Origin of the sequence: Burkholderia puraquae, from assembly GCF_002099195.1 — a bacterium.
GTDB classification, from domain to species: domain Bacteria; phylum Pseudomonadota; class Gammaproteobacteria; order Burkholderiales; family Burkholderiaceae; genus Burkholderia; species Burkholderia puraquae.
Genome location: NZ_NBYX01000024.1, coordinates 1 through 15,460 on the forward strand (window position 1 = coordinate 1; position 15,460 = coordinate 15,460).

A 15,460-nucleotide genomic window follows, 5' to 3' on the forward strand; every position below is an offset into this window, starting at 1 on the left:
TGTAGCGCAGGTACGCGCCGCCGTGGCGTGCCTCATCGCGCGAGATCGTTTCGTAGATCTGCTTGATGACGGGCTCGGTGTGCCAGTCGGCCGCGCAGCGGTACCAGTGGTTCAGGCGGATCTCGCCGCAGAAGTGCAGCATCAGCGTCTCGAGCGGGGGCGCCGGGTCGAACTGGAAACGCACCGCGTGCAGTTCCTCCTCGGTCGGCACCATTTCCGGCTTGAAGCGGCGCAGGTATTCCATCAGCACGAGCGAATGCTTCTGCTCCTCGAAGAACCACACGCTCATGAACGCGGAAAAGTCGCTGTCGTGCTGGTTGTCGCGCAGAAACATTTCCGTCGCGGGCAGCGCCGACCATTCGGTGATCGCGTTCATCTTGATCGTCTTCGCCTGCTCGTCGGTGAGCAGCGAAGCGTCGAACTTGTCCCACGGAATGTCCTTCTCCATGTCCCAGCGGACAGCCTCGAGCGATCTGTAAAGTTCCGGATAAAGCATCGTGTTCATGATGGTCCCACCCCTGTTCTGCGCAATGCGACTTCTCTAAACGTGACTGTTGCCGCCAAAGGCGCGCCAAGCGCGCTTTTTGCAGCCAAGACTGTAATTTTACGCGTGAAACCGACCCGCCGGACGCCGATTGCTCGTCCGGCAGCCGGGCGGCCGCGCCGCCGCCGTTGCGGCATGCCGCAGCCGCGCTCCGCTCGAGCGGAACCGGCTGCGCTTGCCTGAGTGGGGGCCGGCGCTGGCCGGCTCGTTGACGAGCCCGTCCCCTGCCCCAGGCGGGTTCCCCGAAGGGTCCCGTGCGGATGCCGGATCGGCGGGCTGTTCGATATGGTGTATACGGCGGCGGCCATGATAGCACGCGTGCATGACGGTTCCGAGACGCCTGCCCGGTCGTGCGCCGCCAATCGCGGTGCGGCGATCGGTCGCGGCCGACCGTCGCGAAAACGCAACCTTGCACCCTCCTTGCGCATCAGACCCGTATTTCGCCGGTCGCGAGGCCGTCTTCCGGCGGCATGCCGGCGGCCGGTGCGCTGCCGCCATCCGCCAGCGCGATCCAGCCGGCGAGCGTGTCGCACTGCGCACGCCCGTCGCGGTAGCCGAGCTCGATCAGTTCGCGCGTGAACGCCTCCTCGAACAGCAGGTAGCTCGCGAACGACGCGCCGGCCGGCTGGCTGCCGCCGACCGCGCCGAGCAGCCCGCGGATCGTCGCGGGCATCTGCTTCAGGTGCTTCGCGGCGATCAGCTCGATGCGCTCGGACGGGGCGATCGCGAGCACGTCGACGTGCCGCCAGCCGCTGTCCACCTCGACCTGGTGCGGCAGGTGCTCGATCATCCGGTTGATGTGCTCGATGCGCTCGATGTCCGAGCCGATCGAGTCGAGGAACACGCTCGCGAGCACCTGCTGGCCGATCTGCGCGAGCGTCGGGTAGCCGCGCACCCGCCCGGCGCCGTTCGCGGCCGGAATCTCGGGCCGCGGGTCGGCCGCGCCGACCACGACGATCCGGTCCGCACCGAAGTGGATTGCCGGCGACAGCGGCGCGATCTGCCGGATCGATCCGTCGCCGAAGTATTCGATCTGCCCGTCGAGCACGAGCGGCACGGCCGGGAACACGAACGGAATCGCCGACGACGCAAGCAGGTGCGACGCCGACAGGTCGACGAGCCGCGCGGTGCGCTGCGCGCGCCGCCACGCCTGGATCGGCTGCGCCGCCTGGTAGAACGTGAGGTGCCGCCCGCTCGAATAGCTGAGCGCGGTGACCGCCAGCGCGTGCAGCAGGCGCGCCTCGAGCATCTGCTCGATCCGGTGGAAACTCAGCTCGCGCTGCAGCAGGTGTGCGAGCGGCGCGTTGTCGAGCAGCCCGCGCGGCGAGCGGCGCGCCGCCCAGCCGAAGGTCATCGCGGCGAGCCAGCGCGCGCCCGCGGCCGCTATGCCGAGCCAGTCGGTGCGATACACGTAGTCGGCGCGCAACGGCTCCCAGAATTCGAGCAGGCGCCGCACGCCGTGGGAAAAGTCGTCCGCGTGGCTCGCGATCGACGTCGCGTTGATCGCGCCGGCCGACGAGCCGCACACGACCGCGAACGGCAGCGTGTGCCGCTGCGGATCGGCCTCGCGCGCGATCTCGGCCAGCGCCTTCAGCACGCCGACCTGATAGGCGGCACGTGCGCCGCCTCCCATCAGAACGAGCGCGAGCCGCATGATCGACCTGCTACTTGCGCCGCGTCACGTCGAGCGCTTCGGCGGACGGGTTTCGGGCGACGATGCGGCTGCCGCGCGCGCCGCGGCCGAACCAGCCGCCGCGGTCGATTTCGCGCGCTTCGTGGCGGGCTTGCGCGGCGCGGCGGCGGCCGGCGCCGGCTTCGCGGCCTGCTCCGGCGCAGCGGCCGCGTCCGGCGGCGCATCGCCCGGCGCGGCGGGCTGCATGCCCGGCTGCGCCATCGCGAGGCTCGCGAGCTGGTTGAACTGCGACTGCAGCAGGTTCCACCAGCCGGCGGGATCGAAGGCCTGCTGTGCGGCGTCACCCGCCGCGGCATCCGCAGCGTCGGCATCCGGTGCCGGCGGTGCGTCCGGCGACGCCGACGCGTGTTTCGCCGCATGCGCGGCCGCGACGGCCGCTTCCTCGGCCGCCGACATCGAGCTCTGCGCGAACGCGCCGAACGCACGCAGCGTCGCGAGCGTCGCGCGCTGCACCTCGAGCGCCTGGATCGCGGACTGCAGCATGCCGAGATTGAGCTTCAGCCACTGCTCGACCGCGCGCAGATCGGTGATCCGCTTGTCGAGTTCCTCGACGCTCGTGAGCGGCGCCATCATGTCGGACATGCTCGACAGCGATGGCGGCAGCCCTTGCGTGGCGCCCGGAAATGACGTCATCCCGCCGAACGGCGACATCCGCATCATGTCCCACATCCGGTCCATCATGTCGGCGGGCTTGAAGCCGGCAAAGCCGGCGAAAGGGTTGGAGCCGGAGGCATCGGTCGTCATACGGGCATCCTGGTTGACTGGGTGAGAGCGAGGCGGCCGCCATGTGTCGCGCGAGCCGCGCCTGGGTCGATCATAGCGCCAGCGCGTGTCAGAACGGCGCGTCGCCGGGGAACTCGGGCGGGCGCCGCTCGCGCAGCGAACGAATGCCTTCCTGCACGTCGGGCCCCGCGAAGCCCATGAATTCGAGCGCGAGCGACGTATCGAAGGTCGGCCCGGCCGTGCGCAGCCAGTTGTTCAATGCGTACTTGGTCCAGCGGATCGCCGACTGCGAACCGTGCGCGAGCCGCTCGGCCACTTCGTAGGCCTTCGGCAGCAGGTCGGCCGGCTCGACCGCGAGCGATACCAGCCCGATCCGCTCGGCCTCCTCGCCGCTCACCGGTTCGCACAGCATCAGGTAGTACTTCGCCTTCGCCATCCCGCACAGCAGCGGCCACACGATCGCCGCGTGGTCGCCGGCCGCGACGCCGAGCCGCGTGTGGCCGTCGATGATGCGCGCATCCTTCGCGGCGATCGAGATGTCGGCGAGCAGCCCGGCGACGAGCCCCGCGCCGACGGCCGGGCCATGCATCGCCGATACGATCGGCTTGCTGCAGTTGATCACGTTGTAGACGAGGTCGCGCGCCTCGCGCCACACGCGGGCGCGCACGTCAAAGTCGTTCGCCATGTCCTCGACGAGCGCGAGATCGCCGCCCGCCGAGAAGCCCTTGCCTTCGCCGCGGATCACCGCGACGCGCGTGTCGGGATCGCGGTCGACGTCGCGCCAGATGTCGGCGAGCTCGCGATGCATGCGTGCGTTCGCGGTCGCGAGGCCGCTGCGGTTCGCGCCCTCGCCGCTCATCACGATGTCGAGCACGCCATGGTCGCGGCGCGTCACCTTCAGTGCTTCGTAACCGCCGTACGCGGCGAGATTGGCCATGTGCTGCTCCTTGCTCGAGGCTCTTGAACCCTTGAATCGAGTGTAGCCAAGCCCGCGCGGGCAAACATCAGGCGAAACCCGGCGCGCGGGCCGGGCCCGGGTTTCGCGGCAGCGAAGCGCTGCGTGCTCCGCGCGACTTATGCCGCGCCGTCGGGCGGGGCGACCGACTGCTCGATCGCGCCGAAGATCGACTTGCCGGCCGCGTCGAACATCTCGATGCGCACGGTGTCGCCATAGCGCATGAATTCGGTCTGCGGCGCGCCGTGCTCGATCGTCTCCAGGCAGCGCTTCTCGGCGATGCAGCAGTAGCCGCGCTTCGCATCCTTGTTCGACACCGTGCCCGAGCCGACGATCGAGCCGGCACGCAGGTTGCGCGTCTTCGCCGCATGCGCAATCAGCTGGCCGAAATGGAACACCATGTCGGTGCCCGCATCGGGCTGGCCGACCTTCTTGCCGTTCCAGTGGACGATCATCGGCCGGTGCACGCGGCCTTCGCGCCATTCGTCACCGAGCTCGTCGGGCGTCACGGCGACCGGCGCGAACGCAGTGGCCGGCTTGCTCTGGAAGAAGCCGAAGCCCTTCGCCAGCTCGGCCGGAATCAGGTTGCGCAGCGACACGTCGTTCACGAGCGTGACGAGCCGCACGGCCTTCAGCGCTTCGTCGGGCGTCGCGCTCATCCGCACGTCGCCGGTGATCACCGCGACTTCCGCCTCGAAATCGATGCCCCACTCCTCGGACGGGCACACGACGTCGTCGCGGGCCCCAAGGAAATCGTCGCTGCCGCCCTGGTACATCAGCGGGTCGGTCCAGAATTCGGGCGGCATCTCCGCGCCGCGCGCGCGGCGCACGAGCTCGACGTGGTTCACGTATGCGGAGCCGTCGGCCCACTGGAACGCGCGCGGCAGCGGCGCCATGCAGTTGGCCGGATCGAACGCGAAGGAATTGCGCGCGCGGCCGTGGTTCAGCGCGTCGTACAGGTCGCGCAGCTGCGGCGCGTAGAACGCCCAGTCGTCGAGGACGCGCTGCAGCGTCGGCGCGATCGCGTCGGCGATCGCCGCGGTGTGCAGGTCGCGCGATACGACGATCAGCTGGCCGTCGCGCGTGCCGTCCTTCAGCGAAGCAAGTTTCATAAGGGGGACTCTGCCGTTGTAGTGACGATGGAGGGAATCTATTTTACGATGGTGAATCCCTGCGGCGCGCTGCGATTGCGCGCGCCGTTTTCGCCCCGATTTTTCGGCCCGATTTCCAGACCGATCCCTGCCGCATTTTCGCGCACCTTCTGCCCATGCCCGCCAGCCCGCTTCCCGACGACGATCTCGCCGACTCCGACACCGACGACGCCGCCTCCGGCGAGCACGGCGAGAAGGTCCGTTCCGGCATCCAGTCGATCGAGGTCGGCTTCCGCCTGCTCGACGTGCTGACGAGCGAGCCGCGCGCGATGATGCTGCGCGACCTCGCGCAGCGTGCGGGCATGAGTCCTGCGAAGGCGCACCGCTACCTCGTCAGCTTTTCGCGGCTCGGCGTGGTGTCGCAGGATCCCGTCTCGGGCCGCTACGAGCTCGGCGGCTTCGCGCTGCAGATGGGGCTCGCGCGGCTCGCGCGCGTCGACGGCGTGAAGCTCGCGCGGATCGCGCTGACCGAATTCCGCGACCGCCTCGACCAGACGGTCGGCATCGCGGTATGGGGCAACCAGGGGCCGACGATCGTGCATTGGATGGAATCGAGCCACCCGGCGAAGGCGTCGCTGAAGCTCGGCGACGTGATGCCGCTGCTCGGCTCCGCGACAGGGCTGCTGTTCGCCGCGTACCTGCCGCGCAGCAAGACCGCCGCGATGCTCGAGCGCGAACTCGCCGATACGCGCCGCTCGCCGCACCACGGCGGCCCGCGCACACTCGACGAGGTCGACGCAGTGCTCGCCGACGTGCGCCAGCACGAGGCCGCGCGCGTCGAAGGGATGCTGCTGCCGACGATCCACGCGTTCTGCATGCCCGTGTTCGATGCGGTCGGCGAACTCGCGCTCGCGATCGTCGCGCTCGGCCAGGAAGGCTCGTTCGACATTGCATGGGGCGGCGAGATCGACACGGCGCTGCGCGCCTGCGCGCAGAAATTGTCTTACGAACTCGGCTATAGTCCCGACGCGCGCGACGCCTGACGCACGCGGTACCCGCCGCGTCACACGGCGCGAACGCGCTGCGCATTCGACAGTCCGATTCCTGTGGCGCGCTTGCGCGCCCGACGTCACGCGAGTGCCCCGATCCTGTTCCGATGCCCATGCAGCCTGCCGACCTCCGCCCGAGTCACGTCTTGCCCCGCCGCTGGCTGCGCGTGGGCATTGCGCTCGTCGTCGTGCTGGCGCTGCACGCGCTCGCCGCATTCTGGCTGATGCGCAATCGCGATGCGTTCACGCCGCCCACGCCCGCCGAAGTCCCCGTGCAGATCGAACTGCTGAAACCGCAACCGATCGAGCGCCAGCCCGCGCCGCCCGCGCCGAAGCCGGTCGAGCGTCCGGCCGCACCCGCGCCGGCGAAGCCCAAGGCCGCCGCACCGAAACCCGCGCCGGAGCCGGTCCTCACGTCGACACAGACGGCCGAACGCGGCGAGCCGCCGGCCGCCGCGTCTGCGGCGAGTGATGTGCCAGGCGCGTCGGGCGCACATGCCGCGTCCGCCGCCGGCGCCGCCAGCGCCGCAACGCCGGGCCCCGCGACGAACGGCGTGAAGTTCAACGCGCCGCCCTCCGGCGACCTGCAGTACGACACGTTCTACAACGGCATGCAGAACATGATCGGCACGATCCACTGGCGCACCGACGGGCGCACCTACGATCTGTCGGTGTCGATGCCCGTGCCGTTCGTCGGCCCGTTCACCTATCGCAGCGAAGGCCGCATCGACGCGTTCGGCGTCGCCCCCGACCGTTACGTCGAGAAGCGTGGCAAGCGGCCGGAAGACATCGCGATCTTCAACCGCGAGATCCGGCAGGTCGTGTTCACGCGCACGCCGAACAACGCGCCGCTGCCCGACGGCGTGCAAGACCGCTTCAGCATGCTGATGCAGCTGTCGGGGCTCGTGCGGGGCAATCCCTCTGCATACAAGCCGGGCGTCACGCAGCAGTTCTCCGTGATCGACAACAACAGTGGCGAGACCTGGCCGATCACCGTGATCGGCGACGAGCAGGTGCAGACGCAGACGGGCATCATCGGCGCGCGGCACTTCATGCGCCTGCCGCGGCGCGACGGCGACACGCGCCGCATCGACATGTGGCTCGCGCCGTCGCTCGGCTGGCTGCCCGCGCGGCTCGTGCAGACCGAACCGAACGGCGCGCAGATCGAGCTGTTGTGGCATGGCCGGCTCGCGGCGCCAGACGCGCCGCCCGACGCGGACCCGGCAGGCGGCGCCACGCATGCGCCCGCCGGTGCAACGACGCCCGACGCATCGGCCGCTCCCGCCACGGAACCGGCACAACCCGCACCGCCGGCTACCGTGCAACCGCCGGCACAACCGGCTGCACCATCCGCGCCATCCCCTGTCACACCGCCTGTCACACAGTGAACTCGCGAGCGGACGCGCGCGATTCGGCAATTTCGACCGATTACAGATTTCCGTGAAATCGCCGATGACACTCTTTAACAACTATTTCAGTCCACCGGCAGACAATGGGAAACGTTTCATAGACATCGGCTTCTAACCGATACACCCCACGCACACGGGAACGGGGTGTGCAGCGCAAGCCCCTTGAAACCGGCAAGGCTCACCCCACCTAGGGGACAACAAGGCCAGATGCCACTGCGAAGAGGAGTGCCGCCATGCAAATGATCTACAACAGCCCCAACTACTGCGTCGTCGAATTCGCGCCGCAGGCCGGCCATCACCTGATGAATGCCGGCGGATATGAAATCGTCGACAAGAACGCGCAGCGCGAAATCTTCATCGACGGCGAACTTGCCGAACGATTCCGCGCGCACGTGAAGCAGTTGATCGAGGACGAGCCGTCGCTCGACGAAGTCGACGAATTCCTCGGACAATTCGACAGCCTGATGATGATGCCCGTCGTGCTGCACTGACGACCCGCGGCCCGGCGCCTTGCGCGGCCGGGCCATTCGCCGCGCATCGACGCGGCGCCGCGTGCACTCCGATCATGCCCCCGCCCGGTTCGCCAGGCGGGGGTTTTTCATTGGGCGGCCCGACCGGCGCGGCGCAAGGCCGGGCGGGCCCCATGCGCACCGGCTACAATGACGGTTTTCCCGTCTTCGCCGGTCTTTCGCCCATGTCTGCGACTCCTCTCGCCGCCTCCGTCCCGCTCGACGCACCCTACACGCGCGGCGCCGCTCTGCCTGCGCTGCTGAAATCGCGGATCCTGATTCTCGACGGCGCGATGGGCACGATGATCCAGCGCTACAAGCTCGACGAAGCCGCCTATCGCGGCGAGCGCTTCAAGGATTTCCCGCGCGACATCAAGGGCAACAACGAGCTGCTGTCGATCACGCAGCCGCAGATCATCCGCGAGATCCACGACCAGTACTTCGCGGCCGGCGCCGACATCGTCGAGACCAACACGTTCGGCGCGACGACCGTCGCGCAGGCCGACTACGGGATGGAAGATCTCGTCGTCGAGATGAATATCGAATCGGCGAAGCTCGCACGCGAAGCGGCCGCGAAATACGCGACGCCCGACAAACCGCGCTTCGTCGCGGGCGCGATCGGGCCGACGCCGAAAACGGCGAGCATCTCGCCGGACGTCAACGACCCGGGCGCACGCAACGTCACGTTCGACGAGCTGCGCGCGTCGTACTACCAGCAGGCGAAGGCGCTGCTCGACGGCGGCGTCGACCTGTTCCTCGTCGAGACGATCTTCGACACGCTGAACGCGAAGGCCGCACTGTTCGCGCTCGACGAGCTGTTCGAGGACACCGGCGAGCGCCTGCCGATCATGATCTCGGGCACCGTCACCGATGCGTCGGGCCGGATCCTGTCGGGCCAGACGGTCGAGGCATTCTGGAATTCGCTGCGCCACGCGAAGCCGCTCACGTTCGGCCTGAACTGCGCGCTCGGCGCGGCGCTGATGCGCCCGTACATCGCCGAGCTCGCGAAGCTGTGCGACACCTACGTGTCGTGCTACCCGAACGCGGGCCTGCCGAACCCGATGAGCGACACGGGTTTCGACGAGACGCCGGACGTCACGTCGGGCCTCCTGAAGGAATTCGCGCAAGCCGGTCTCGTGAACCTCGCGGGCGGCTGCTGCGGCACGACGCCCGAACACATCGCCGAGATCGCGAAGGCGCTCGCCGACGTGAAGCCGCGCCGCTGGCCGAACCAGTACAGCGACAACGCCTGACCCGACCGCCCACGCCCTTCATCACCAGAATTCGCACCGCCATGACCGATCACATGATGCGCCTCGCCGGCCTCGAGCCGTTCAACGTCACGTCCGGGACGCTCTTCATCAACGTCGGCGAACGCACCAACGTCACCGGCTCGAAGGCGTTCGCACGCATGATCCTCAACGGCCAGTTCGACGAGGCGCTCGCCGTCGCGCGCCAGCAGGTCGAGAACGGCGCGCAGGTGATCGACATCAACATGGACGAGGCGATGCTCGATTCGAAGGCGGCGATGGTGCGCTTCCTGAATCTCATCGCATCGGAGCCGGACATCGCGCGCGTGCCGATCATGATCGACTCATCGAAGTGGGACGTGATCGAGGCGGGCCTCAAGTGCGTGCAGGGCAAGGCGATCGTGAACTCGATCTCGCTGAAGGAAGGCGAGGAGGCGTTCCGCCACCACGCGAACCTGATCCGCCGCTATGGCGCGGCGGCCGTCGTGATGGCATTCGACGAGACGGGCCAGGCCGATACGTACGCGCGCAAGACCGAGATCTGCAAGCGCTCGTACGACTTCCTCGTGAACGAAGTCGGCTTCCCGCCGGAAGACATCATCTTCGACCCGAACATCTTCGCGGTCGCGACCGGCATCGAGGAGCACAACAACTACGCGGTCGATTTCATCGAGGCGACCCGCTGGATCAAGCAGAACCTGCCGTACGCGAAGGTGAGCGGCGGCGTGTCGAACGTGTCGTTCTCGTTCCGCGGCAACGACCCGGTGCGCGAGGCGATCCACACCGTGTTCCTGTACCACGCGATCCAGGCGGGGATGGACATGGGCATCGTGAACGCGGGCCAGCTCGGCGTGTACGCCGATCTCGACGCTGAGCTGCGCGAGCGTGTCGAGGACGTGATCCTGAACCGCCGTGACGATTCGACCGACCGCCTGCTCGAGATCGCCGACAAGTTCAAGGCGGGGGGCGCGAAGAAGGAAGAGAACCTCGAGTGGCGCAACCAGCCGGTCGAGAAGCGGCTCTCGCACGCGCTCGTGCACGGCATCACGACCTTCATCGTCGAGGATACCGAAGAAGTGCGCGCGAAGATCGACGCGGCGGGCGGGCGCCCGATCAACGTGATCGAAGGGCCGCTGATGGACGGGATGAACATCGTCGGCGACCTGTTCGGCCAGGGCAAGATGTTCCTGCCGCAGGTCGTGAAATCGGCGCGCGTGATGAAGCAGGCGGTCGCGCACCTGATCCCGTTCATCGAGGAAGAAAAGCGCCTGCTCGCGGAAGCGGGCGGCGACGTGCGCGCGAAGGGCAAGATCGTCATCGCGACCGTGAAGGGCGACGTGCACGACATCGGCAAGAACATCGTGTCGGTCGTGCTCCAGTGCAACAACTTCGAAGTCGTCAACATGGGCGTGATGGTCCCGTGCAACGAGATCCTCGCGAAGGCGAAGGTCGAGGGCGCGGACATCATCGGGCTGTCTGGCCTCATCACGCCGAGCCTGGAGGAAATGGCGTACGTCGCGTCCGAAATGCAGCGCGACGACTACTTCCGCGTGAAGAAGATCCCGCTGCTGATCGGCGGCGCGACCACCTCGCGCGTGCACACGGCCGTGAAGATCGCGCCGCACTACGAAGGCCCGGTGGTCTACGTGCCGGACGCGTCGCGCTCGGTGTCGGTCGCGTCGAGCCTGCTGTCCGACGAAGGCGCGGCGAAGTACCTCGACGAGCTGAAGTCCGACTACGAACGCATCCGCGACCAGCACGCGAACCGCAAGGCGCAGCCGATGGTCACGCTCGCCGAGGCCCGCGCGAACAAGACCAAGATCGACTGGGCGGGCTACCAGCCCGTGAAGCCGAAGTTCATCGGCCGCCGCGTATTCAAGAACTACGACCTGAACGAGCTCGCGAACTACATCGACTGGGGCCCGTTCTTCCAGACCTGGGATCTCGCGGGCCCGTACCCGGCGATCCTGAACGACGAGATCGTCGGCGAATCGGCGCGCCGCGTGTTCTCCGACGCGAAATCGATGCTCGCGCGCCTGATCCAGGGCCGCTGGCTGACCGCGAGCGGCGTGATCTCGCTGCTGCCGGCGAATACCGTCAACGGCGACGACATCGAGATCTACAGCGACGAGTCGCGCTCGGAAGTGCTGCTCACGTGGCGCAACCTGCGCCAGCAGAGCGTGCGCCCCGTGGTCGACGGCGTGATGCGGCCGAACCGCTCGCTCGCCGACTTCATCGCGCCGAAGGAATCGGGCGTCGCCGATTACATCGGAATGTTCGCGGTGACGGCCGGCCTCGGCGTCGACGTGAAGGAAAAGCAGTTCGAAGCCGACCACGACGACTACAGCGCGATCATGCTGAAGGCGCTCGCCGACCGCTTCGCGGAAGCATTCGCGGAAGCGATGCACGCACGCGTGCGGCGCGAGCTGTGGGGCTACGCGAGCGGCGAAACGCTCGACAACGATGCGCTGATCGCGGAAAAGTACGCAGGCATCCGCCCGGCACCCGGCTACCCGGCCTGCCCCGACCACCTCGTGAAGCGCGACATGTTCGACGTGCTGCGCGCGGACGAGATCGGCATGAGCGTGACCGACTCGCTGGCGATGCTGCCGGCCGCGAGCGTGTCGGGCTTCTATCTCGCGCATCCGGACAGCACGTATTTCTCGGTCGGCAAAATCGGGCAGGATCAGCTCGAGGACTATGCGCAGCGCATGGCGCTGTCGCTCGACGACGCGCGCCGCGCGCTCGCGCCGCAGCTCTGATCGTCCCTTCGACGGGCGCGCTGCCGCGCGCTATCGTCAGACAAAAGAAAAAGCCCGCTCGGAAGCGGGCTTTTTTCTGCCTTTCGATCCTTTCGGACGGCCGGCCAAGAAGGCTCAGAAACCCCAGTGCACGTCGGCTTCGCCGGCTTTCGCTTCGCGCAGCATCGTGAGGAAGGGTGCGACGCGCTGCGCCAGGCTCGGCGGCACTTCGTGGTGCGCGTGGTCGGCTTCGTCCTCGTGGAAATGGCCGGCGTGCTCGGCGCGCTCCTGCTTCGCCTGCGCGACCGCGCCTTCCAGCTTGGCGATCGCGTGGTCCAGTTCGTCGTGCGTAATCACTCCGCGCTCGCCCAGCTGCTTGCCGACGAGACCCAGCACATACACGGCGAAATCCTTCAGCACGTCGAGATCCTGTGCCGCCTTGCTCTTGAACGTAATCATGACAATTCCCTTTTCATCTTGTTGTGCCTGCGCGACGCGGTTGGGGAACGCCGGCAGACCGGCGTCCGGCCTCGCGGACGCGGGCCGCCTGAGCGGCATATTAGCACCTGTTAAAATTCTGCGATCCCTGAAACGCGCGCTTAAAAAGCGTGCCGGCGGGCCGGCGTTTCCGGCCGCCACCAACGAAGCCTTCTACCAGCATGCTGCCAGCACACAAACAGACCCTCGAAGCCCTGCTCGCGGATAGCGTCAAGCAGGTCGCACACGCGCTGAAAGGCGCCGACGCGGCGTTCGTCGCCCCCGTCATCACGCTGGAGCGCCCGAAGGTCGCCGCGCACGGCGACGTCGCGTGCAACGTCGCGATGCAGCTCGCAAAGCCGCTCGGCACGAACCCGCGCCAGCTCGCCGAGCAGATCGTCGCAGCCCTCACCGCCCAGCCGGGCGCGCAAGGCCTCGTCGAAGCCGCCGAGATCGCCGGCCCCGGCTTCATCAACCTGCGCCTGTCGGCCGCCGCGAAGCAGGCGGTGATCGCCGCCGTGTTCGACCAGGGCCGCGCGTTCGGCACGTCGGATCGCGAGAAAGGCAAGCAAGTACTGCTCGAATTCGTGTCGGCCAACCCGACCGGCCCGCTGCACGTCGGCCACGGCCGCCAGGCCGCGCTCGGCGACGTGCTCGCGAACGTGATCGCGAGCCAGGGCTACGCGGTGCACCGCGAGTTCTACTACAACGACGCGGGCGTGCAGATCGGCAACCTCGCGATCTCGACGCAGGCGCGCGCACGCGGCCTGAAGCCGGGCGACGCGGGCTGGCCGGAAGCCGCGTACAACGGCGAATACATCGCCGACATCGCACGCGACTTCCTGAACGGCGAGACGGTCGCCGCGTCGGACGGCGAGCCGGTCAAGGGCACGGGCGACGTCGAGGATCTCGACGCGATCCGCAAGTTCGCGGTCACGTACCTGCGTCGCGAGCAGGACATGGACCTGCAGGCGTTCGGCGTGAAGTTCGACCAGTACTACCTCGAGTCGTCGCTGTACAGCGAAGGCCGGGTCGAGAAGACGGTCGACGCGCTGATCAAGGCCGGCATGACCTACGAGCAGGACGGCGCGCTGTGGCTGCGCACGACCGACGAAGGCGACGACAAGGATCGCGTGATGCGCAAGTCGGACGGCACGTACACGTACTTCGTGCCGGACGTCGCGTACCACGTGACGAAGTGGGAGCGCGGCTTCACGAAGGTGATCAACATCCAGGGTTCGGACCACCACGGCACGATCGCGCGCGTGCGCGCCGGCCTGCAAGGCCTGCACATCGGGATCCCGAAGGGCTACCCCGACTACGTGCTGCACAAGATGGTCACCGTGATGCGCGACGGCCAGGAAGTGAAGATCTCGAAGCGCGCGGGCAGCTACGTGACGGTGCGCGACCTGATCGAATGGTCGGGTGGCGCGGCGGCGGGCCAGGAAGCAGCGCCCGACCTGATCGACGAAGCGACCATCACGCGCGGCCGCGACGCGGTGCGGTTCTTCCTGATCTCGCGCAAGGCCGATACCGAGTTCGTGTTCGACATCGACCTCGCGCTGAAACAGAACGACGAAAACCCGGTCTATTACGTCCAGTACGCGCATGCGCGGATCTGCTCGGTGCTCAACGAGCTGAAGTCGCGCTACAACGTCGACGCTGCCCAGCTGCCGGGCGCCGACCTGTCGCAGCTGACGAGCGCGCAAGCGGCGTCGCTGATGCAGAAGCTGGCCGAGTACCCGGACATGCTCACGCACGCGGCAAACGAGCTGGCGCCGCACGCGGTTGCGTTCTACCTGCGTGACCTCGCTGGCGAATTCCACTCGTTCTACAATGCGGAGCGCGTGCTGGTCGACGACGAAGCGCCGCGCAATGCGCGCGCCGCGCTCCTCGCCGCGACCCGGCAGGTGCTCGAGAACGGTCTGGCGGTGCTCGGCGTGTCCGCGCCCGCCAAGATGTAAGGCAGCAAGCGGCCCGAATCGGGCAGCGAATGGCTGCGGCAGGAGCGCCCGCCGCAGCCTTTTCACGATTCTTTTTGCAGGTGACTCAAGCAATGGCACAACCACGCCGAACTTCGAAGCAATCGAAACAAGCCGGAGGAACATTTCTTGGAATCGTGCTGGGCCTGATCGTCGGCCTCGCGATCGCCGTGGTGGTGGCGCTCTACATCACGCGTTCCCCGTCGCCGTTCGTGTCGAAGGTCGCGCCGCCGCCCGCCGACAACGGCGCGAGCCAGCCGCAGCAGTTCGATCCGAACCGCGCGCTGCAGGGCAAGACGCCGGGCCAGCCGGTGCCGCAGGCCGCACAGCCCGCGCCGCCGAACACCGCGCCCGGCCAGGCCGCGAACCAGACCCAGGGCGGCCTGCTGCCCGAGCCGCAGATCGTCGAAGTGCCGCCGTCGGCCAACGGGTCGAGCGGCTCGAACAACACGGGCAGTTCGAGCAATACGACCGCGTCGAACAATACGTCGTCGGGCAACGGCGTCGCCGTCGCGCCGAAGCCGGCCGACACCACGCCGCCGCCGAAGAAGACGCAGCAAGCGCAGCAGCAACAGCAGCAAGGCGGCGAGGACGACCTCGCACGCTTCGCCGCGCAGAAGCAGGCCCAGCAAGCCGCCGCGCAAAAGCAGCAACAGCAGCAACAGGCTGCGAACACGCCGAAGCCGACCTCGTCGGCCACGGCCGCCGCGACAGCGAAGCCGCCGACCGCGAACGACGCGAATACCGGCTACTTCCTGCAGGTGGGCGCGTACAAGACGGAAGGCGACGCCGAGCAGCAGCGCGCGCGCCTCGGCTTCCAGGGCTTCGAGTCGAAGGTGTCGAAGCGCGATGTCAGCGGCGTGACGTATTTCCGCGTGCGTGTCGGCCCGTTCTCGAAGTTCGAGGATATGAACTCGGCCCGCCAGCGCCTGTCCGATGCAGGTGTCGACACGGCGGTGATCCGTTTCACGAAGCAGTAAGCAACCTGCCGAGCCCACTCAGAACCCGTTACGTTCCGTAACCCGAGCAACTGATTC

At 67.8% G+C, this 15,460-nt stretch carries 13 protein-coding genes; 7 read left to right on the forward strand and 6 right to left on the reverse strand.

The window, feature by feature from the left end; all coding sequences use genetic code 11:
* The 5 genes from B7G54_RS31470 to B7G54_RS31490 form a co-directional block, all read right to left on the reverse strand.
* A partial coding sequence (locus tag B7G54_RS31470) for a ferritin family protein (protein ID WP_482764054.1) occupies positions 1–505 on the reverse strand: 505 nt, incomplete at its 3' end.
* A 466-nt stretch (positions 506–971) separates the two neighbouring features.
* Positions 972–2,198: a patatin-like phospholipase family protein gene (locus B7G54_RS31475; protein WP_085042693.1), complete on the reverse strand. Its 1,227-nt coding sequence runs from the start codon at positions 2,196–2,198 to the stop codon at positions 972–974.
* Between the two features lie 24 nt (positions 2,199–2,222).
* On the reverse strand, positions 2,223–2,981 hold the full coding sequence (locus B7G54_RS31480; RefSeq protein WP_085042694.1) for a PhaM family polyhydroxyalkanoate granule multifunctional regulatory protein: 759 nt from the start codon (positions 2,979–2,981) through the stop codon (positions 2,223–2,225).
* Positions 2,982–3,069: 88 nt separating this feature from the next.
* Positions 3,070–3,897 (reverse strand): enoyl-CoA hydratase/isomerase family protein, encoded by an 828-nt coding sequence (locus tag B7G54_RS31485; protein ID WP_085042695.1) that lies wholly within the window; start codon positions 3,895–3,897, stop codon positions 3,070–3,072.
* Between the two features lie 137 nt (positions 3,898–4,034).
* On the reverse strand, positions 4,035–5,027 hold the full coding sequence (locus tag B7G54_RS31490) for a fumarylacetoacetate hydrolase family protein (RefSeq protein WP_085042696.1): 993 nt from the start codon (positions 5,025–5,027) through the stop codon (positions 4,035–4,037).
* A gap of 155 nt (positions 5,028–5,182) precedes the next feature.
* On the opposite strand from B7G54_RS31490, the gene B7G54_RS31495 reads away from it, so the two are divergent.
* The 5 genes from B7G54_RS31495 (at position 5,183) to metH (ending at position 11,985) form a co-directional block, all read left to right on the forward strand.
* Positions 5,183–6,049 (forward strand): IclR family transcriptional regulator, encoded by an 867-nt coding sequence (locus tag B7G54_RS31495; protein ID WP_085042697.1) that lies wholly within the window; start codon positions 5,183–5,185, stop codon positions 6,047–6,049.
* Between the two features lie 113 nt (positions 6,050–6,162).
* Complete coding sequence (locus B7G54_RS31500) at positions 6,163–7,443, forward strand: DUF3108 domain-containing protein (RefSeq protein ID WP_085042698.1); 1,281 nt, start codon at positions 6,163–6,165, stop codon at positions 7,441–7,443.
* A 254-nt stretch (positions 7,444–7,697) separates the two neighbouring features.
* Positions 7,698–7,955: a BTH_I0359 family protein gene (locus tag B7G54_RS31510; RefSeq protein WP_006477667.1), complete on the forward strand. Its 258-nt coding sequence runs from the start codon at positions 7,698–7,700 to the stop codon at positions 7,953–7,955.
* A gap of 203 nt (positions 7,956–8,158) precedes the next feature.
* Positions 8,159–9,226: a homocysteine S-methyltransferase family protein gene (locus B7G54_RS31515; RefSeq protein WP_085042764.1), complete on the forward strand. Its 1,068-nt coding sequence runs from the start codon at positions 8,159–8,161 to the stop codon at positions 9,224–9,226.
* Positions 9,227–9,267: 41 nt separating this feature from the next.
* Positions 9,268–11,985, forward strand: coding sequence for a methionine synthase (metH, locus tag B7G54_RS31520; protein ID WP_085042699.1), 2,718 nt, complete (start codon positions 9,268–9,270; stop codon positions 11,983–11,985).
* A gap of 114 nt (positions 11,986–12,099) precedes the next feature.
* On the opposite strand, the gene B7G54_RS31525 is transcribed toward metH, so the two are convergent.
* Positions 12,100–12,423: a DUF1840 domain-containing protein gene (locus B7G54_RS31525; protein ID WP_011353361.1), complete on the reverse strand. Its 324-nt coding sequence runs from the start codon at positions 12,421–12,423 to the stop codon at positions 12,100–12,102.
* A 200-nt stretch (positions 12,424–12,623) separates the two neighbouring features.
* Between B7G54_RS31525 and argS the strand changes: the two genes are divergently transcribed.
* On the forward strand, positions 12,624–14,405 hold the full coding sequence (gene argS / locus B7G54_RS31530; RefSeq protein WP_085042700.1) for an arginine--tRNA ligase: 1,782 nt from the start codon (positions 12,624–12,626) through the stop codon (positions 14,403–14,405).
* Positions 14,406–14,497: 92 nt separating this feature from the next.
* Positions 14,498–15,403 (forward strand): SPOR domain-containing protein, encoded by a 906-nt coding sequence (locus B7G54_RS31535; RefSeq protein ID WP_085042701.1) that lies wholly within the window; start codon positions 14,498–14,500, stop codon positions 15,401–15,403.
* Positions 15,404–15,460: the final 57 nt, after the last annotated feature.